This window comes from Maricaulis sp. (assembly GCF_030149425.1).
Lineage (GTDB): Bacteria > Pseudomonadota > Alphaproteobacteria > Caulobacterales > Maricaulaceae > Maricaulis.
The window spans coordinates 1-18,066 of record NZ_JASBRQ010000024.1; the positions used below are offsets into that span (position 1 = coordinate 1).

Here is an 18,066-nt window from a genome sequence, read left to right on the forward strand (position 1 = left end):
GCTGGGAGGCGTCGGAGAGCTTGATCTTGACGAACCAGCCTTCGCCGGACGGGTCTTCATTGACCTTGGCCGGCTCGCCTTCGAGATCGTCATTGATCGCGGTGATCTCGCCATCGACCGGGGCATAGACCTCGGAAGCGGCTTTCACGGATTCCACGACGGCGAACTCGTCGCCCTTGGAGAGCGTCTTGCCGACTTCCGGCAGTTCGACGAAAACGACGTCGCCAAGCTGGCCGGCGGCGTAGGCGGTGATGCCGACGGTGGCGATGTCGCCGTCGACGGTGATCCATTCATGATCTTCGGTGTAACGCGTGGTCATAGTCTGTCTCCTGCCCCTGTTGAGAGATTGGGCGATCAGCCCCGATAGAAATTGGCCGGCACGAACGGCATTTTCGCCACTGCCGCCGGGCGCGGCTTGCCGCGCACGATGAGGTCGACCTCGGTGCCCGGCTGCATGAAGTCGCGATCGACATAACCCATGGCGACCGGACCGCCGACGGTCGGGCCGAAACCGCCCGAGGTCACGATGCCGATGATGTTTCCGTCCTTGTCCGCGATCTCGGCGCCCTCGCGCGCCGGCGCGCCGGAAAGCGTCAGGCCGATGCGCTTCTGGCAGGACTTTTCCTCGATCTGCTGAGCGATCACGTCCGCGCCCGGGAAGTCGCCGCGCTCGCGGCGCGTCTTGGCCATGGCCCAGATCAGCGACGCTTCGACCGGTGTGCGGTTCTCGTCCATGTCGTGGCCGTAGAGGCAGAGACCGGCTTCCAGACGCAGCGAGTCGCGCGCGCCCAGGCCGATGGCCTCGACTTCTTCCTGTTCGAGCAGGAGACGGGCAATACGGTCGGCGTCAGCAGCCGGGATCGAGATCTCGAACCCGTCCTCACCCGTATAACCGGAGCGCGAGACCAGCACGGTGGAACCGGCAAGTTCGAACTCGCCGCACTGCATGAAGATCATTTCGCAGGCGGCTGGGCAGAGACGCGCCATCACGTCCTTGGCAGCCGGGCCCTGCAGCGCGAGGAGCGCGCGGTCTTCCATCCGGGTCAGCGTGCCCTTGCCGGAGGTATTCGCTTCGATGTGGGCGAAATCGCCGTCCTTGGTCGCGGCATTGACGACGAGGAAGATTGCGTCGCCGACAATGCTTCCGCCCGGGCGGGAGACCATGAGGTCATCGCGGATACCGCCGCGCTCGTTCAGCAGAAGCGTATATTTCTGCTCGCCGGCGCCCAGCGCATCCAGATCAGCGGTGATCAGCGCTTCCAGCGCGGCCGCATCGCCCTCATAGCGGGCCTGGCCCATATGGGAGACGTCGAACAGGCCGGCCTTGGCGCGGCAATGCTTGTGCTCGCCCATAATACCGAGCGGGTACTGCACCGGCATGTCATAGCCGGCAAACGGCACCATCTTGCCGCCAAGCTCGACATGGAGCGCGTGCAGGGGTGTCTTTTCTAGAAGTTCGGTGTCGGCCATCGGTGTCGTCCTCGCGAGCAGTGCGCAGCTGACACGTCGTGTGTCCGCCGTCCCTGCCCCCGCTGTCCCGATAACCTGAGAGATTCCGCGTCAGACCCTCGCGTTCACGAGGACGGCGCTTGCTCCGTCGGTGGGATGCCTTGCCAAACACACAGCATCCGCTTTCCAGCGTTTATACTCCGCGCGGTCCCTTGGCCTGAGCGTTTCCGGGGCGGTTGCGCCTTCGGCGCCGGCTTATTCGCCGGTCTCTCCCGCGGGGAGATATGACCCGCCGACTCTCACCGGCGTTTCAAGCGGCGGATACTAGTCCGGGAAGGTCATGAGTCAATCAATCGGGACGGTCGAAATGGATTGAAATACGCGTCCGGCGCGATGCACGCCGAAACGGCGGACGAACGGGCGCAATGAGCGCTGCAAGGGACTTCGTAGATGGCCAGCAGAGGAAGCTTACAGAATGATAACTAAGTGCTTATGTTTCCAAAACTTAGGCTGGCCCATAAGCCTTTATCAACTTGGAAATCATGTGAGTCCGCCGATGTCGCTGATCAAAACCGTGCTGGCCAGTTCAGCTCTTTTTATTCTACCGCAAGCCGCTCAGGCCCAGGAAGCGCCCATCCAGCCTGCCCCCGGCTTCGCCGAACGCGTGGACAGCTATTTCACCGCGGCGGAGGCCAACGGCGTTTATGGCGTTGTTCATGTCTCTGTCCGCGGCGAGACCGTGTTCGAGCAAGGCTATGGCTGGGCGGACGAGGATGCGGAGATCGGTATCGATGGCGACACCCTGTTTGACATCGGCTCACTAACCAAGCAGTTCACCGCCGCCGCCATGTTGATCCTGGCTGAGCGCGGGGCGCTTGACCTGTCCGATCCGCTCTCGACCTATTTCGAGAACGTCCCAGCGGACAAGGCGGATATCACGCTGCACCAGCTGATCACCCATTCCTCGGGACTGTCGGACGAGACCGGCGGTTTCGAAGGGTCTGATCGTGACCCCTATATCGGCCGCGAGGACTTTCTCGCGACCCTGTTTGCCAGCCCGCTGAACAATGCTCCGGGCGAGACCTATGAATACTCTAATGCCGGCTACACCGTCCTGGCCGCAGTGATCGAGGACGTTTCCGGACAGGACTATGAGAGCTTTTTGCGCGAGGTCGTGCTCGACCCGGCCGGGATGGAAAATACCGGCTATCGCCTGCACGACTGGACCCGCGAACAGGTCGCAACCGGCTATTACTGGGGCACGCCGGATCGCGACCGCGCCAATGTCGGCACCTTCCTGACACGCTGGCAGGACGAGCCCGTCTCCTGGCGGCTGCTGGGCAATGGCGGCCTGTCTTCCACCGCTAATGACATGGAACGCTGGCACCGGGCCCTGGCCGACGGCGTGCTGTTTTCCGGTGATGCGCTGGAGACGTATCAGACCGGCTATAGCGTCTTTTCCGAGGCGCATTCAGCCTATTATGGCTTTGGCTGGATCGTCCGGCCCGGGCCCGTCACCGGCACACCCTTGATGAGTCATTCCGGCGGCAATGGCGTGTTCATCGCCACCATCCAACGCTATCCGCAAGACGATGTCCTCATCGTCCATATGAGCAATAACTCCTATGACGCGGTCGAGAGCATGGGCTCGCGGGTGCGCCGCATGCTGACCGAAGAAGACTACACTCCGGAACCGGTACCGCCGTCAGCGATCGAAACGGTGATGCAATTTGTCCAGGCCCACACGCCCCAGGACGCCGCCGCAGTGACCAGCCACTACGAGGCCGTGCGCGGCGAAGCGCTCGAAAGCCGGGTCATTCTCAACCGTGTCGGGCTCTACCTGACCAGCCATGATGAGGCCGATTGGGGCATTGCGCTATTGCAGCTCAATACCGAGCTCTTCCCGGGCGATGGCAATCTCTATGACAGCTTGGGCGAGGCCTACTTCCTGGCGGGTCAGTATGACCCGGCCAGGGCGGCGTTCCAGCGCTCACTCGAACTGGCACCAGAAGACCGGCCGTGCGGTTGGTGCGAGAATGCTCAGGACCGGATGGCGGAGATGGGAACGGGCGCGCAATAGCGCCCGGACCTACATCCGCTCCGGGGCTTCCAGGCCAAGCAGCGAGAGGCACAGCTCAAGCTGTTTCAGCGTCGCCTGGGCCAGAGCCAGGCGCGACGCCTTGGTGGCCGCATCATCAGCGCCGAGGATCGGGCAGGCGGCATAGAATTTCGAGAAGGCCTGCGCCAGGGTGAAGGCGTGATCGCAGATCGCGTTGGGCGCCCGGTTTTCGCAGGCCTGCTCGAGCGCTGCACCGAAGGCATCGAGCGCCAGGACGAGATCGGTTTCTTCCGCCGCCTCGACCTTGATCGCGCCTGTCGCCACACCCTCGCGCTCCGCCTTGCGCATCAGCGATTTCACCCGCACGGCGGCATAAAGGAGATATGGACCGGTCTTGCCTTCAAAACTCGTGAAACGGTCGAGATCGAAGACGTAATTCGTGGTGCGGTAATTCTGCAGATCGGCGAATTTGATCGCCGCCAGTCCGACCATGCGGGCCACGCGGGCATGTTCTTCCGCACCGACATCGGCCGCCAACCCGGCCTCCTTGAGGCGCTCATCGGCGCGCTCAATGGCGCTGGAGATCAGATCAGCGAGACGGAAAGTGCCGCCATCGCGGGTCCGCAGGCGCTTGCCATCCTTGCCGTTCACCGTGCCAAACTTGACGTGTTCGAGTGAGCCCTCCGGTGCCAGACCGGCCTTGTCGGCGGCGCGGAAGACTTGTTCAAAATGGTCCGACTGGGCCAGATCGACGACATAAAGGGTCAGGTCCGGCCCGACCTCATTCTTACGATCGAGAATGGTCGCGAGATCGGTGGTGCCGTAGAGCGATGCGCCCGACGAGGTCACCAGGATGAGCGGCGCCAGCTCTTTCTTGTCGCCGTCGCGCGCCACGCGCACGACCCAGGCGCCGTCGCTTTCCTCGGCAATGCCGCGATCCTTGAAATCAGCGACCATGTCCTCGATCAGCGGATCGACATCGCTTTCGCCCTTCCACAGGTCGAAATGCACGCCGAGCGCCCCGAAATCCTTTTTCAGGGCCGCCACGGACACGTTGATGAAGTGGTGCAGCAGCACGCGATAGCCGCGGCGGCCAGCCTGCAGCTCAGCCGTTGCCTGACGTGACTTGGCCAGGCGGTCGTCATCGGACTTGGCCTTCTGCGAGGCCTGCGGGTAGAGCCGCGCCAAATCCTCGATATCGACCGGCGGCTCGGACGGGTATTCGCCATCAAACGCCGCGTCGAAATAGACCAGGTCCGGCTGTTCCTCTTCCAACTCGGTGATGAGATGGCCCATTTGCAGGCCCCAATCACCAAGGTGGATATCGGACACCACCTCATCGCCGCGGAAACGCATCAGGCGTTGCAGGCTGTCGCCGAGCACGGAGGAGCGCAGATGGCCGACATGCATCGGCTTGGCCACGTTGGGACCACCGAAATCGATCAGCACTTTCTTCGGTGCGGAAGTTGCCGGCGCACCGGCCCGGTCATCGGCAGCGATTTCCGCCGCCCGCTCATCATAGGCGGTCTGTACCGGGGTCAGATTGATGAAACCCGGACCGGCAATATCAGCGGTCTCGATCAGCGCATGGCCGGAGATGGCATCGAGCACCGCCTGGGCCAGTTCGCGCGGGTTCTTCTTCGCCTGCTTGGCGGCCGGCATGGCGCCATTACACTGGAAAGGACCGAGCTCTGGGCGCGTTGACGGGCTTACACGGCCCAGCTCCCGCGGAAGCTCAAGGGAAGCGAACGCGTCGCCCAGCACGGCGCTGAGCTGATCGGCAATTGAAGGCATTTGGTTTTAGTCCTGACCGGCCGCAACGCGGAAACGGCGGCCGCTCCGATTATAGGCGAGTTGTTCCCCGGTCAGTTCGAAACCGACCAGAATCTCAAAGTTGGCACCGGACGTGTCCGGGTCCGCGCGCGGAATGGAGATGGCGTCGATCGTCTCGGTCAAATACTGGCGATCCTCCTCGCTGCCGAACCGGACGTTCAGCGGGAAGGTCTCGCGGTGGATGACGCCGATATCGCGTCGCGTCACAGCGACGAAATACTGGTAGTTATGCTCACGCCCCTGGGCCGACGGGCCACGGCCGAAGCCGAAATCAATCTCGAGATTGGCCAGGATCGGGCGTTCGCCATAATAGCTGCACAGCGTCCGCACACCGGTGATCTCGCCGGTGAAACCGACATTGTCATAGACGATGTCTTCGCCATGGAACTCGACCAGGCGATGCGCGTCGTGCAGCGCGAAAGCCGACGGGCACGGGCCGATATTGGCTTCCGGGTTTTCAAATATAGCTCCAGTGCTGGAACATCCCGAGAGCGTTGCCGCGAAGGCCGCAAGAAGAGCAAGAGAACGCATTGTGCAATACCTGACTTTACGACGGGCCTGCCCCTAGAAGGCGCGCAGCCGGTTTGTTAGGACGGTCATACGATGTGCGGAGGCCGACCGCAACGCATTCGCTGAAGGAGTTTTTCTACAGATGAGCGACGAACGCCCGGAAATCACGCTAATTCTTGCGGCACCACGGGGATTTTGTGCCGGCGTCGACCGTGCCATCCAGATTGTTGAGCGGGCGCTGGAGAAGTTTGGTGCCCCGGTCTATGTGCGCCATGAGATCGTGCATAACCGGCATGTGGTTGAACGGCTGGAAGCGCTCGGCGCGGTTTTCGTCGAGGAGCTGGACCAGTGCCCCGATGACCGCCCGGTCGTGTTTTCCGCCCATGGCGTACCCAAATCCGTGCCGGCGGAAGCCCAGCGTCGCGAGATGATTTTCGTCGACGCGACCTGCCCGCTGGTGTCGAAAGTCCATGTCGAAGCAGAGCGCCATCACAAGAACGGCCACGAGATTGTGCTCATCGGTCATGCCGGCCATCCCGAAGTGGTCGGCACGATGGGCCAGTTGCCGGACGGCGCTATCACCCTAATCGAGACGGTCGAGGACGCAGAGCGTTTCGAACCGAAAGACCCGTCCCGCATCGCCTTCGCCACCCAGACCACGCTGTCGGTCGATGACACGTCGGAGATCGTCGCCGCGCTGCAGGCCCGCTTTCCCGCGATCGCCGCGCCGCACAAGGAAGACATCTGCTACGCCACCACCAATCGCCAGGCTGCGGTCAAGGCAATGGCCCCGCAATCGGATATGGTCTTCGTCATCGGCGCGCCGAACTCGTCCAACTCGGTGCGACTGGTCGAGGTCGCCCTTAAAGCCGGCGCGAAGCGGGCCCAGCTGGTCTCCTCGGCCGAGCAGGTCGACTGGGACGCGCTCGGCGATGTCAGCAGGGTCGGCATCACCGCGGGAGCCTCGGCACCGGAGGATCTCGTCCAGGGCCTGATCGATGCATTTGATGCGCGCTTTGCAACCCGGGTCGAGGAAGTGCGGGTGACGGATGAGGATGTGATCTTTAAGCTGCCCAAGGTGGTTGCTTGAGGAGACGCGCAGTGTCCGAGTTGAAAACCCAGCCGACAACGATTGATCCGCGCGATTTCATCGCTGCTGTCGAGCACCCGGTCCGGCGCGCCGATGCGCAAACCCTGCTGGGCATGATGGACCGCATCACCGGCTGGGAGGCCAGGATGTGGGGGCCGTCCATTATCGGCTATGGCAGCTATCGCTATCAGACCGCGAACGGAAAATGGCATGATTTCATGCGTGTCGGCTTTTCCCCACGCAAGGCAAACCAGGTAGTTTACATCCTGCCGGGATATACCGATTTCGGCCCGATCCTTGACCGGATCGGCAAGTATAAGAAGGGCAAATCCTGCCTTTACATCAACAAGCTGGCCGATGTGGACCTCGCGGTTCTGGAAGAACTGATCAAGGCCGGGCTGGACGATATGGCGAAGAAGTACCCGCTTTGAGCACAATCACAATTCACACGGACGGCGCCTGTTCCGGCAATCCCGGGCCAGGCGGCTGGGGCGCGATTCTGGAATGGAATGGGCACCGCAAGGAGCTCAAGGGCGGCGAGAGCGAGACCACCAATAACCGCATGGAGATGATGGCGGCGATCCAGGCCCTGGAGGCGCTGAAAAAGCCCGGCCGCACCGTCGTGCTCATCACCGACAGTGTCTATCTGCGCGACGGAATCACCAAGTGGATCCATGGCTGGAAGAAGCGCGGCTGGAAGACGGCGGACAAGAAACCGGTGAAGAATGTCGATCTCTGGCAGCAGCTCGACACACTCGCCCAGGCGCATGACATCGAATGGCGCTGGGTGAAAGGCCATGCCGGTGACCCCGGCAATGAGCGCGCCGACGAGCTGGCCCGTGAGGGGATTGCAGATCTGCGACGCTAGGCGGCGTCGGAAAAGGCCAATACCAGCGCTGCGCTGACCGCTTTCAGGTCGAGCGGCTTGGACAGATAGCCGGTCGCTCCCGCCGCCAGATAGCGCTTGTCGGCGCCCTTGGTCGCATCCGCCGTGACGGCAAAAATCGGCACGCTCGCATAGGGCTTGCCGGAACCGCGGATCTTCCGGATCGCCTCATCACCGGACATCACCGGCATCTGGATATCCATCAGCACGGCGTCAAACTCCTGGTGTTCCAGCGCCTCAATCGCTTCACGCCCATTGCCGGCGAGCTCGACCTCATGCCCGGCATTCCGCAGCAGGGAAGCGGCTACCATTTGATTGGTCTGAACATCATCGACGACAAGAATACGGCGGCCATCGCCGGTGCCGTCAGTTCCCGTATCCGCGCTCAGTCGCTCGCAGGCATCTTCGTTTTCATCCGGGCCGGCCTGCGGTAGCGGCAATTCGAACCAGAACTCGGTGCCAACGCCAAACTCGCTGGTTACACCGATATCCCCGCCTGCAAGGCTGACCAGCTCGCGGCAGATCGCCAAGCCCAGGCCGGTTCCGCCATGGCGCCGGGTCGAGCTGTCATCCACTTGGGCGAAGCGATCGAAAATCCGCTCAACCTGATCGGCTGGAATGCCCGGACCGGTATCGCGAACCTCAAAGCGGACACGGCCATTGAATTCGCGCGCTGTGATTTTGACGGAGCCGGTGGAGGTAAACTTCACCGCATTGCCGATGATATTGATCAGCACCTGGCGCAGACGCTTTTGATCGCCAATCACCTGTTGCGGTACCGAAGCGCCGACATCGAGGGTCAGATCGAGATCCTTCTCCCGCGCCGTGCTCCAGACCATGTCGAGAACGGAGCGAAGCGTCGCGGGAAGATCGAAGGGCTCGGCCACAACATCGATCATTCCGGCTTCGATCTTGGAAATGTCGAGAATATCTTCGATCACATCGAGCAAAGCGCGACCGGACGTCTGCAGCGTGTCGACGAAACTCGTCTGCTTAACGTCGAGCTCGGTCAGGCGCAGCAATTGGGCCATGCCCATAACGCCATTCAGGGGAGTGCGGATCTCATGGCTCAGATTGGCCAGGAACTGGGTCTTGGCCTCGCTGGCCGCTTCCGCATCCTTGCGCCGGCGGTCCAGTTCGAGCGCGGTTTCAACGTCCCGGGTGACATCCATATTGATGCCGGTAATGACCCATCCGCCATCGATCTTCTGACGGAAGACACCGCGCGAACGGATATACCGGATCGATCCGTCCGGCAGCACCGCTCGATACTCGGCTTCATAATCGCTGTGTTCCTCGAGCGAGGTATTGACCGCCGCCATCAGGTTTTCGAGGTCGTCCGGATGAACGGTTTCGAGCCAGTCATCCATCGTTATGGCGCCATCGAAAGACTCGCGGCCGAACAAACGCGCCGTCTCTTCGTCCCAGTAATGTTGTTGCGTCTGCAGATCATGCTCCCAGACGCCAACACCTGAGGTATCCAGCGCCAGAGCCAGCCGGCTGGACAGGGATTTCAGTTCTTCTTCGCGCAGCCGGCGCTCGGTGATGTCCTGGAAGGAGCCGACCAGCTTGACGATACTGCCCTCTTCCATGATCGGCCGGCCTACAGCACGCACCCAGATACGATTGCCCTTGGCGGTGATCAGCGGCAACTCGACATCCCAGCCCTCACCGGTCTCGATTCCGCGCTGCACCAGATCGGTGATCGTCTTGCGCGCTTCCGGCGCATAGAAATTGATCGCGGTTTCCATCACCGGCTCATAGTCGAGCGGGACTTCGTGAATCGTCTTGGTGATATCGTCCCAGACCGGATGGCCGGTCAGCAGATCAACTTCCCAGGAGCCGATACCGCCCGATTCAGTAACGGTACGCAGCCGCTCCACCGAACCGCGTTCACGATCTTCCAACCGGCGCGCCCGGATCAGATTGGTGATGGTCACCAGCAAAGGCGTGCAACTGTCGAGCACACCCTGGTGATAGCCTCCGGTACGATTGGCCACGCCGACGATAGCGATCATCTCGTCGCCGTCCATCAGCGGGATGCTCATGAAATTGTCGAGATCGAAATGCCCGGCCGGCGTGCCCGTCGAACGCGGATCGTTGTCTATATCATTGGCAAAGACAGGCTCTTCGCTTTTCAGCGTCAGACCGAGCAGGCTGTCGGTATTGCGGAACCGCAATAGCGCCTCGCCATGCGCCTCGCGGAAGGCCTTGGCCTCCGGACTGTCGTCTTCCTTGATCTGGATGGAATGAATTTCGAGGAACCGGCCTTCACCATCGGTTTTCACCTCCCCGATGAAACCGTCTTGGCTCTGGGTGAAATCGATCACACTGTCGAGCAGGCGGGAAAAAGCCCCTTCGATGTCGCGCTGGTTGGAAATGAAGTCGGTCTGGATCGAACGCACCACGCCGAGCATCCGGTTCGATCGCATTTCGGTCAGATGCTGTAGACGTTCAGCCAGACGGATTTCGACAATACCCGCCAGCGAGCGCAGCCGTTCGAAAGCGCCTTCATCGAGATCCATCGGCTTGTCATCGATGACACAGAGCGTGCCGATCTTGAAGCCGTCCGGCGTCTTGATCGGCATGCCGGCATAACCGCGGATATTGGGCTCTCCGGTAACCAGGGGGTTGTCACAGAAACGCTCATCCGCGGTCGCATCCGGGATGTAGAACACTTCATCCTGTCGGATGGCGTGATCACAAAAGGCGACATTGCGCGGCGTTTCCGGCGCTGGAATGTTGATATTGGACTTGAACCATTGCCGGTTGGCATCGATCAGCGAGATGGCTGCCATGCGGGCGCCAGAGATGCCGACAGCCAGATCCGTCAGCGCGTCGAACTCGGACTCGGGCTCGGTGTCGAGCAGGCCGAGCGCGTGCAGCGCTGCGAGGCGTCTTTGCTCTGGATCCAGCTTCATCCCATTCCCTGATCGTGTGCCTGCTAGAGGCTCAGACTGGAGGTCGCATAATGCGACTCATCTCAAACAATCTCCGGCACCGACCCTTTACCAGTCGTGAACGCTCACATCCGGTCACGCACAAACTATTAGGGCCGCTAATAGTAGCGGCCCTGCAAGCATCTGAATTTTTTATTAGCTAGCCACCGAGGCTGAAATCGAGCGTTCCGTTATGCCCTTCGGCTCGCTCCGGTCCGGCCGCGAAGCGGCTTCGAGAATCCCCGTCGCACCAACCCGATTGGTGCGCCCAACCACCCGACGGGCAACTAACGTGTCCATCATCTAACCTGATTGTCGCTAAGCGCCTTTCATCGAGCGATAATACATGAAAAGCGCAGCCTACCCCGGGCGATCGCCGTGACATGAAAAAGGGCCGCTCCAATGGAACGGCCCTTGATCAAGCGGATATCGCGCCAGGCTTAGCTGAGCGAGAATTCCAGGGTGAAGGTGTGGCCTTCGGTACGCTCGGCAGCCGCTTCATAACGCCAGCTTTCAACGGCGCGCAGGGCCGCGCGATCGAAGATCCCCGGATGCGTGGTTTCGACGACTTCGATATTCTCGACAGAGCCGTCAGCAGCAATGTCGTAGCGGACCTGTACGCTGCCTTCGATACCGCGGCGCTCGGCAGAGCGCGGATAATCCGGGGCGACGAGGTTGATGGCGTCGCGGGTCGTGGTGGTGGCGTGTGCAGCCGGAGCCAGAGCCAGCGGAGCCGAAACCATGGTGACGGCGGCGATCAGGGACAGAAACTTTGCTTTCATGGGAGGAGCCCTCTCTTTTGTTTTCTTGAGAGGGCGTTTAAGCGCAATTTATATCCAATGCCTGACTCAGTTTTCTAAAATTTTATCGATACCGCTCATACGCTATGACCTGATCACTTTCCCCAGGCTTTGACGCGAAGAATCACGCCTTTGACATCGCTAACCTCGAGCTCGGTCTCGGCTTTGACGTCACTGCCATCGTCCATCTCGGCGGCCCATTCCGTGTCGCCGAAGCGGACACGGCCGCGCCCGGCATGAAAGTCCGACACGGCGACCACGCGCTGACCGACCATGCGCATGGAACGATCGTTCAAGCCGCTATCGGCACCCGCCTTGAGCTTCGGCCGGACCCAGCGGTCACCGCCCCAGATCAGCAGCATGGAGGCCAGGGCGAAGACGGCGAGCTGGACGGGCCAGCTCGCATTGAACATGTCCAGCGCGACAAAGCCGGTCAGAAAGGCCGCCGCAGCGGGCCAGAGAAGCAAGGTCGTACCGGTCAGCAGCTCGGCAATCAGGATGACGCCGGCGATCGCCCACCAGGCCCAGATATTCAGCTTGTCGAGAACCGAGGTGAGAAGGTCCATACTGTCTCCTCCTACTTGTTTTCATCCTGGACTGGACGACGCGCCGCGTCGCTGATCGCTTCATGGGCTGCTTTGCCCAGCTCGCCGACACCGGTGATGGTGCCGATGATGTTGGAGAACTCCGCCGGGATGATCACCGTGCGCTGCTGCTCGCTGGTCGCCAGCTGGCCGAAGGCTTCGACGTATTTCTGGCCCAGGAAGTAGTTGATCGCGGTGACATCGCCCTTGCTGATGGCCTCGGAGACCATTTCCGTGGCCTTGGCCTCGGCTTCGGCTTCACGCTCACGCGCCTCAGCATCGAGGAAGGCGGCCTGACGGCGGCCCTCGGCCTCGCGGATCGCGGCTTCCTTCTCACCCTCGGCGATCAGGATAGCGGACTGTTTGGAGCCCTCCGCCTCGAGAATCTCGGCGCGCTTCAGGCGCTCCGCCTTCATCTGGCGGGCCATGGCTTCGGTGATATCCATCGGCGGCGACAAGTCACGGATCTCGATCCGGGTCACCTTGACGCCCCAGGGATTGGTCGCCGCATCGATCACCGAAAGCAGACGGGCATTGATCTCGTCGCGCTTGGACAGCGTCTCGTCGAGATCCATGGCACCAATCACGGTTCTTACATTGGTGAGGGACAGATTGATGATGGCAAAGTCGAGATTGTCGACTTCATAGGCCGCGCGCGGCGCGTCGAGCACCTGGATGAAAACCACGGCGTCGACTGAGACGGTGGCGTTATCCTTGGTGATGACATCCTGATTGGGCACGTCGAGGACGCGCTCACGCATATTCATCTTATAGCCGATGCCATCAACAAACGGCGTGATGAAGTGGAGGCCCGGCTTGAGGGTCCGCGTGAAGCGCCCGAACCGTTCGACCGTGAATTCCTTGCCCTGTGGAACGGTTTTCACCACCGAAGCGATGATTACCAGTGCGAGAAAGAAAAGTACGGCTATGCCGATCAGTCCGAAATCCATGCGAACCCCCTTGTGGTTTTACGTGTTTGTTTAGGCCGAAACGCCGTCGAGCTGGCCCAGGATGTGGTCAGCGGAGGACACTTCAAAAGCGCCCGGCTCTTCCACATTCAGTTCGGCTACAACGCCGTCCTTGACGATCATGGAGAAGCGCTGCGCGCGCACGCCCATGCCGAAACCGCTGCCATCGAACTCAAGACCGATGGCTTTGGCGAACTGGGCATTGCCGTCCGCCAGCATCAGGACATCCTCGCCGGCGCCCTGGGACTTGCCCCAGGCATCCATGACGAACACGTCGTTGACGGAGAGGCAGGCGATGGTGTCGACGCCCTTGCCCTTGATCTCGGCAGACTTCTCGATGAAGCCCGGCAGGTGCTTGGCCGAGCAGGTCGGGGTGAAAGCACCCGGGAGCGCAAACAGGGCCACCGTCTTGCCGGCGAAAATGTCGGCCGTGGAGAGCTGATTCGGGCCGTCGGCCGTCATCGTCATGAGAGTGGCGTCAGGCAGGCGATCTCCAACCGAAATCGTCATGGTCTATTCTCCTGTGAATAAAGATAGGCGCGAAGGCGCAAGGCAAGATAGCGGGATCATAGCTGGACGCATCCCCTCTTTGGAGCGAACATGCAGAAATGATCCACAGCGATGATACACATGTGGCTGACAGATTCCTCGGCGGCAAGCTTTTGATTGCAACGCCGATGATCGGCGACCCGCGTTTTGACCGCTCCGTGATCCTGATGTGCGATCACTCCGACGAACATGCCATGGGCATTATGATCAATAAGCCGGTCTCCGGGCTGCGCCTGCCGGAATTGTTCGACCAGCTCGGGATCGATACCGATATCGAGGCGCCTGATCGCGCGGTCATGCTGGGCGGTCCGGTGGAACGGGATCGCGGCTTTGTCCTGCATTCCAACGATTTCGCCGCCGATGGCTCAACCCTGCCCGTGTCCGAGGGTATCGGCCTGACCGCCACCAAGGACATTCTCGAAGCGATCGCATCCAGTCATCCACCGCGCCGCTCTGTCCTGGCGCTGGGTTATGCCGGCTGGGGGCCGGGGCAGCTGGAAGATGAGCTGACCGCCAATGCCTGGCTCGTCGCCGATCCTGATGAAGCGCTGATCTTCGGCGACGGCAATGAAGACAAGTGGGAAAAAGCGCTGGCGATCATCGGGATTTCGCCCGAACACCTCTCCAGCCTCAGCGGTCACGCCTGAACCGTGAACTGCCCCTCGGGAATTCGCCCGGCCGCATCAGCAGGTGCCAGGGCACCGGCATAACAATAGCCCTGGGCATAATCACACCCCATATCGCGCAACTGCCGCGCCACCTGCGGGCTCTCCACACCCTCGGCCACCACCTTCATGCCGAAGTGAGATGCCAGCTGCAGGACCGATTGCACGACCGTGGCGGCGCTCTCATTGGCGGTCATGGCGCGGACGAAATACTGGTCGATCTTGATCACGTCGAAGGGCAGCATGTCGAGCCGGGCCAGCGAGGAATAACCGGTTCCAAAATCATCCAGGGCCAGGGCGACGCCGCCATCGGAGAGGCGTTGCATGGCCTCCGCTGCGCGCTCCGGGTCGCGCATGATGTCGGTCTCCGACACCTCCAGCTTGAACCGCCCGGCCGGTAAGCCGGCCGCATCGACATGGGCCAGGATCGCGTCCTGGAAGGCGGTTGAAATCAGTTCATCGAGCGAGACATTGGCGGCCACGAAAAGCCCGTTGGCGGCGGGCATGGCGGTTCGCCAACTCGCGAGATCGGAAATCGCCGAGCGGCGCACCCGGTCGCTGATCGGACCGAGCAGGTCAAGCTGGCTGGCCATGGCAAGGAAGTCTGGCGGTGACAGCACTCCGAATCCGGGCCGGTCCCAGCGCGCCAGTGCCTCAAAACCGGCGAGGCTCTCATCGGCCAGGGCAATGACCGGCTGATACCAGGCCAGCACGTCACCGGCCTCGACCGCGTCGGCCAGCGCATGCTCTTCCTTCAGTCTTCCGGCAGCGTCACTCGACCGTCCGGCCGGCGTCATCAGCCCGTCGATACGGCCATCCGCTGCGGCCCCGCCGCGCAGGCGGGCATAGACCAGCCCTCCGTCCTCGCCGAGCAGGCGGATACGCACATCAATTGTTCCGCTGGCCAAAGCCGCGCGCAGCGCCTCGCCATCGGCCGGCCCGAGACGGGCGATGAAATCGCTCAGGGGCATTTGCGCGCCGGCAAGCCCGAAGGCCTCAAGCGCGCCGGAAAAGGCGATCGTCCCGCCTTCAGCCTCAATGGCGAATGCCAGCGCACCGGCTGCACGAGCCCCGCGCTCGAACCCGTCCAGCGTCATCGGCGCGGATCGGTGGCGAGCAGCGAGAACCGGTCGTGGTCGCGCCAGTCACCGGCAATATTGAGGAAGGCGCGCGCGCGCCCTTCATATTCAAAGCCGACACTTTCCAGCAATAGCCGCGAGGCCTGATTCTCCGGACGGCAGGCGGCTTCAACCCGGTGCAGACCAAGCTGGTCGAAGGCAAAGGCCAGCACACGGCGCACCGCGGCACGGGTATAGCCCTGGCGCACATAGGGCGCGCCGATCCAGTAACCGATATCGGCGCTTTGCAGCACACCGCGGCGGACATTGTTGAGATTGCACGCGCCCAGAAGCAGGTTGTCGCGGGCCCGGGTAATGAAAAACGGGAAGCCGGTGCCGGACTGGCGGTCAGCCTGATAGCGGGCAATGCGGCGGCGGAAGGCGCTCTTGGTCAATTCGTCCGGGGTCCAGGCGGGCTCCCACGGCTCGGTATGGGCGCGGCTCGCGCCGCGCAGCTTGGCCCAGCCCTCATAATCCTCCAGGACCGGGGCTCGCAGTTTCACACCTTGTCCGACGAGGACATCATCTTCTGGATCATCGCGCCAAAGAGCCACGCAATCCCTCCACTCTCGGCGAGTCCAACCTCGCTCTTATTCTTTATCCGCTGACGCGGGGCTTAGGTCCAGCGCAGACGTCCCTGTCCGACGTGCAGCGCCACATAGACCGCGATAAGCGCCAGGGCCAATCCGTACCAGGTCAGGGCATAGCCCAGATGCTTGGCCGGCGGTGTCCGCTCCAGGCTGGCCGGCAGGCCATCATCGGTCCGCGCCCACATCGGGGACAAGCGGTCCGTCTCAAGGCCAAGCGCACGCGCCATCTCGATCCGGTCAAAGTGATACCACGAATTGGTATCAGGATCGTTGCTGGAGGAGAATAAATTGCGCTCGCTCATGGGCTGGACACGCCAGGCCTCCGGCCGGCTCATAATCATTCCGCCGAGGGTTTCAAAACCGGTCTCGACCAGAAGCGTCACCGGTGCGGCGCCGGCCTCACAGGCGGGCATCTCGACCGGGGTCAGCAAGATCCAGCCCGGCGCCCCGCGCAGAGCATAGTAACGCAGGCTCTGCCCACCCAGCGGCACCGGAGCGGTCACCCGCGGCGAGAAATCGCCCTCGACATCGCCGCACAGCGTTTCAGCGAAACTGCCGACCGACCCGCGCACCTCATACTGCTCGATGAGATCCGCCTTCCAGCTCATCCGGCTCATCTGCCAATTGCCGAGCACGACCAGCAGGACCAGTGAGGGAATGGCGAACAGGGTAAGGATGGGGATGGGGCGGAAAACGGGCATGGTGGAAAGGTCCAGCTAGCTAGTCGTCCAAACGCGCCTCTTGCGCGTCATGATGCCATTGCAGGGCGAACAGAACGCCCTTGATCGGGCGCAAGACGGCGATGGAGCCGCCGAAGATCAGCGGGATCTGGATAATGGCGTGCACCCAGAGCGGAGGATTGTTGAAGCCCACCGCTACGAGGAGGAAGACCACCATGGCCAGGAAGCCGATGATGAACAGGGCGAAGACTGAAGCGCCATCGCCGACATCGGCCTTCTCAAAATCAGCGCCGCAGGCATGACACCGCGGCGCTAATTTCAACAAACCGGCGAACATGGCCCCCTCTCCGCACTCCGGGCAGCGGCCGTTCAGACCCGCTTGGAACGGAGAGGGCTTAGCCATATGGGCTCGCCTTTATTGGTAGACGACGTAGACGAAGGCGAACAGGAAGAGCCAGACCACGTCAACGAAGTGCCAGTACCAGGCCGCCGCTTCGAAACCGAAATGCTTCTCCGGAGTGAAGTGACCGGCGAGCAGGCGCAGCAGGCAGATCGCCAGGAAGATTGTCCCGATGACGACGTGGGCGCCATGGAAGCCCGTCGCCATGAAGAAGGCAGAGGTATAGATGTTACCGCCATCGACCATCGAGAAAGCGAAGTGTGCCACCGAATACTCGTAAACCTGCAGGGCCGTGAAGCAGACACCGAGGATCAGGGTTGCGACCAGACCAAGCGTCGCGCTCTTGCGATCACCATGCTGCAGCGCGTGGTGCGCCCAGGTCACCGTGGTGCCGGACAGCAGCAGGATCAGCGTGTTCATCAGCGGGATGTGCCACGGGTCGAAGGTCTCAACACCGACCGGCGGCCAGGTGGCAAAACCGGCCATGTCGACGCCCATCGTCGCGCTATCCCAGCCCCCACGCACTTCGTGGAAGATAGCGTATTCGAAGAACATCCAGAACCAGGCGACAAAGAACATCACTTCCGAAGCGATGAACATGATCATGCCGTAGCGCAGGTGAATATCGACAACCGGAGTGTGATCGCCCTGGCGGGATTCCTTGATCACATCGCCCCACCAGCCGAACATGGTGTAGAGCACAACGGCGAAACCGAGGATCAGACCGCCCCAGCTATTCTCGGCATACATAAAGGCCAGCGGGTGTTCCGGTGTAACCAAACCCGCCATATTGCCGACGGCGCCAACGCCCAGCAGGAAGGCCCCAACCGAGCCGACAAACGGCCACGGGCTCGGATCTACCAGATGATAGTCGTGCTTAACAGCATCCCCAGCCATCGCGAATCTCCTGCGATCTAATCCAGCTATTCGATGCGGTGATAACCGC

General features: G+C 61.7%; 19 protein-coding genes and 1 riboswitch. Of the genes, 5 read left to right on the forward strand and 14 right to left on the reverse strand.

Annotated elements, in window-relative coordinates:
* On the reverse strand, positions 1 to 319 hold a 319-nt coding region (gene gcvH / locus Q1V57_RS03935), incomplete at its 3' end, for a glycine cleavage system protein GcvH (protein ID WP_300527748.1).
* A gap of 35 nt (positions 320 to 354) precedes the next feature.
* Positions 355 to 1,470: a glycine cleavage system aminomethyltransferase GcvT gene (gcvT, locus tag Q1V57_RS03940; protein ID WP_300527750.1), complete on the reverse strand. Its 1,116-nt coding sequence runs from the start codon at positions 1,468 to 1,470 to the stop codon at positions 355 to 357.
* Between the two features lie 174 nt (positions 1,471 to 1,644).
* Positions 1,645 to 1,734: riboswitch (glycine riboswitch) on the reverse strand.
* Between the two features lie 271 nt (positions 1,735 to 2,005).
* Here gcvT and Q1V57_RS03945 point away from each other — a divergent pair.
* Positions 2,006 to 3,529 (forward strand): serine hydrolase, encoded by a 1,524-nt coding sequence (locus Q1V57_RS03945; protein ID WP_300527752.1) that lies wholly within the window; start codon positions 2,006 to 2,008, stop codon positions 3,527 to 3,529.
* A gap of 9 nt (positions 3,530 to 3,538) precedes the next feature.
* Here the strand turns inward: Q1V57_RS03945 and argS are convergent, their stop codons facing one another.
* Together argS and Q1V57_RS03955 are read right to left on the reverse strand one after the other, a co-directional pair.
* Positions 3,539 to 5,302, reverse strand: a complete 1,764-nt coding sequence (gene argS / locus Q1V57_RS03950; protein ID WP_300527755.1) for an arginine--tRNA ligase — start codon at positions 5,300 to 5,302, stop codon at positions 3,539 to 3,541.
* A 6-nt stretch (positions 5,303 to 5,308) separates the two neighbouring features.
* On the reverse strand, positions 5,309 to 5,872 hold the full coding sequence (locus Q1V57_RS03955) for a hypothetical protein (RefSeq protein WP_300527757.1): 564 nt from the start codon (positions 5,870 to 5,872) through the stop codon (positions 5,309 to 5,311).
* A 121-nt stretch (positions 5,873 to 5,993) separates the two neighbouring features.
* On the opposite strand from Q1V57_RS03955, the gene ispH reads away from it, so the two are divergent.
* The 3 genes from ispH to rnhA are packed head-to-tail and all read left to right on the forward strand — an operon-like array spanning position 5,994 to position 7,809.
* Entirely contained in the window at positions 5,994 to 6,941 is a 948-nt protein-coding gene (ispH, locus tag Q1V57_RS03960) for a 4-hydroxy-3-methylbut-2-enyl diphosphate reductase (RefSeq protein WP_300527759.1), read from the forward strand.
* An 11-nt stretch (positions 6,942 to 6,952) separates the two neighbouring features.
* Positions 6,953 to 7,372: a DUF1801 domain-containing protein gene (locus Q1V57_RS03965; RefSeq protein WP_300527760.1), complete on the forward strand. Its 420-nt coding sequence runs from the start codon at positions 6,953 to 6,955 to the stop codon at positions 7,370 to 7,372.
* On the forward strand, positions 7,369 to 7,809 hold the full coding sequence (rnhA, locus tag Q1V57_RS03970) for a ribonuclease HI (protein ID WP_300527761.1): 441 nt from the start codon (positions 7,369 to 7,371) through the stop codon (positions 7,807 to 7,809). Before Q1V57_RS03965 ends, rnhA begins: the two co-directional genes overlap by 4 nt.
* Here rnhA and Q1V57_RS03975 read toward each other — a convergent pair.
* From Q1V57_RS03975 to Q1V57_RS03995, 5 genes are all read right to left on the reverse strand, one after another.
* On the reverse strand, positions 7,806 to 10,748 hold the full coding sequence (locus tag Q1V57_RS03975) for an ATP-binding protein (RefSeq protein WP_300527762.1): 2,943 nt from the start codon (positions 10,746 to 10,748) through the stop codon (positions 7,806 to 7,808). The two genes, rnhA and Q1V57_RS03975, sit on opposite strands and share 4 nt — an antisense overlap.
* A 458-nt stretch (positions 10,749 to 11,206) precedes the next feature.
* On the reverse strand, positions 11,207 to 11,548 hold the full coding sequence (locus Q1V57_RS03980) for an energy transducer TonB (RefSeq protein WP_300527764.1): 342 nt from the start codon (positions 11,546 to 11,548) through the stop codon (positions 11,207 to 11,209).
* Positions 11,549 to 11,661: 113 nt separating this feature from the next.
* Positions 11,662 to 12,132, reverse strand: coding sequence for an NfeD family protein (locus Q1V57_RS03985; protein WP_300527766.1), 471 nt, complete (start codon positions 12,130 to 12,132; stop codon positions 11,662 to 11,664).
* A gap of 11 nt (positions 12,133 to 12,143) precedes the next feature.
* The gene (locus tag Q1V57_RS03990; RefSeq protein WP_300527768.1) at positions 12,144 to 13,100 is read right to left on the reverse strand and encodes an SPFH domain-containing protein; all 957 of its coding nucleotides are present in this window, start codon (positions 13,098 to 13,100) and stop codon (positions 12,144 to 12,146) included.
* 30 nt (positions 13,101 to 13,130) lie between these two features.
* The gene (locus Q1V57_RS03995) at positions 13,131 to 13,628 is read right to left on the reverse strand and encodes a peroxiredoxin (RefSeq protein WP_300527769.1); all 498 of its coding nucleotides are present in this window, start codon (positions 13,626 to 13,628) and stop codon (positions 13,131 to 13,133) included.
* Positions 13,629 to 13,726: 98 nt separating this feature from the next.
* Here Q1V57_RS03995 and Q1V57_RS04000 point away from each other — a divergent pair, with 98 nt between their 5' ends.
* Complete coding sequence (locus tag Q1V57_RS04000) at positions 13,727 to 14,314, forward strand: YqgE/AlgH family protein (protein ID WP_366145070.1); 588 nt, start codon at positions 13,727 to 13,729, stop codon at positions 14,312 to 14,314.
* On the opposite strand, the gene Q1V57_RS04005 is transcribed toward Q1V57_RS04000, so the two are convergent.
* The 5 genes from Q1V57_RS04005 to Q1V57_RS04025 all read right to left on the reverse strand — a co-directional run bounded on the left by Q1V57_RS04005 (position 14,305) and on the right by Q1V57_RS04025 (position 18,017).
* Positions 14,305 to 15,429, reverse strand: a complete 1,125-nt coding sequence (locus tag Q1V57_RS04005; RefSeq protein WP_300527773.1) for an EAL domain-containing protein — start codon at positions 15,427 to 15,429, stop codon at positions 14,305 to 14,307. The genes Q1V57_RS04000 and Q1V57_RS04005 overlap by 10 nt on opposite strands.
* Entirely contained in the window at positions 15,426 to 16,004 is a 579-nt protein-coding gene (locus Q1V57_RS04010) for a GNAT family protein (protein WP_300527774.1), read from the reverse strand. Before Q1V57_RS04010 ends, Q1V57_RS04005 begins: the two co-directional genes overlap by 4 nt.
* A gap of 62 nt (positions 16,005 to 16,066) precedes the next feature.
* Positions 16,067 to 16,741 carry an SURF1 family protein gene (locus tag Q1V57_RS04015; protein WP_300527776.1) on the reverse strand — a complete coding sequence of 225 codons (675 nt, stop codon included), beginning with the start codon at positions 16,739 to 16,741 and terminating at the stop codon, positions 16,067 to 16,069.
* A 19-nt stretch (positions 16,742 to 16,760) separates the two neighbouring features.
* Entirely contained in the window at positions 16,761 to 17,123 is a 363-nt protein-coding gene (locus tag Q1V57_RS04020; RefSeq protein WP_300527779.1) for a DUF983 domain-containing protein, read from the reverse strand.
* A 12-nt stretch (positions 17,124 to 17,135) separates the two neighbouring features.
* Entirely contained in the window at positions 17,136 to 18,017 is an 882-nt protein-coding gene (locus Q1V57_RS04025) for a cytochrome c oxidase subunit 3 (RefSeq protein WP_300527782.1), read from the reverse strand.
* Positions 18,018 to 18,066 lie beyond the last annotated feature (49 nt).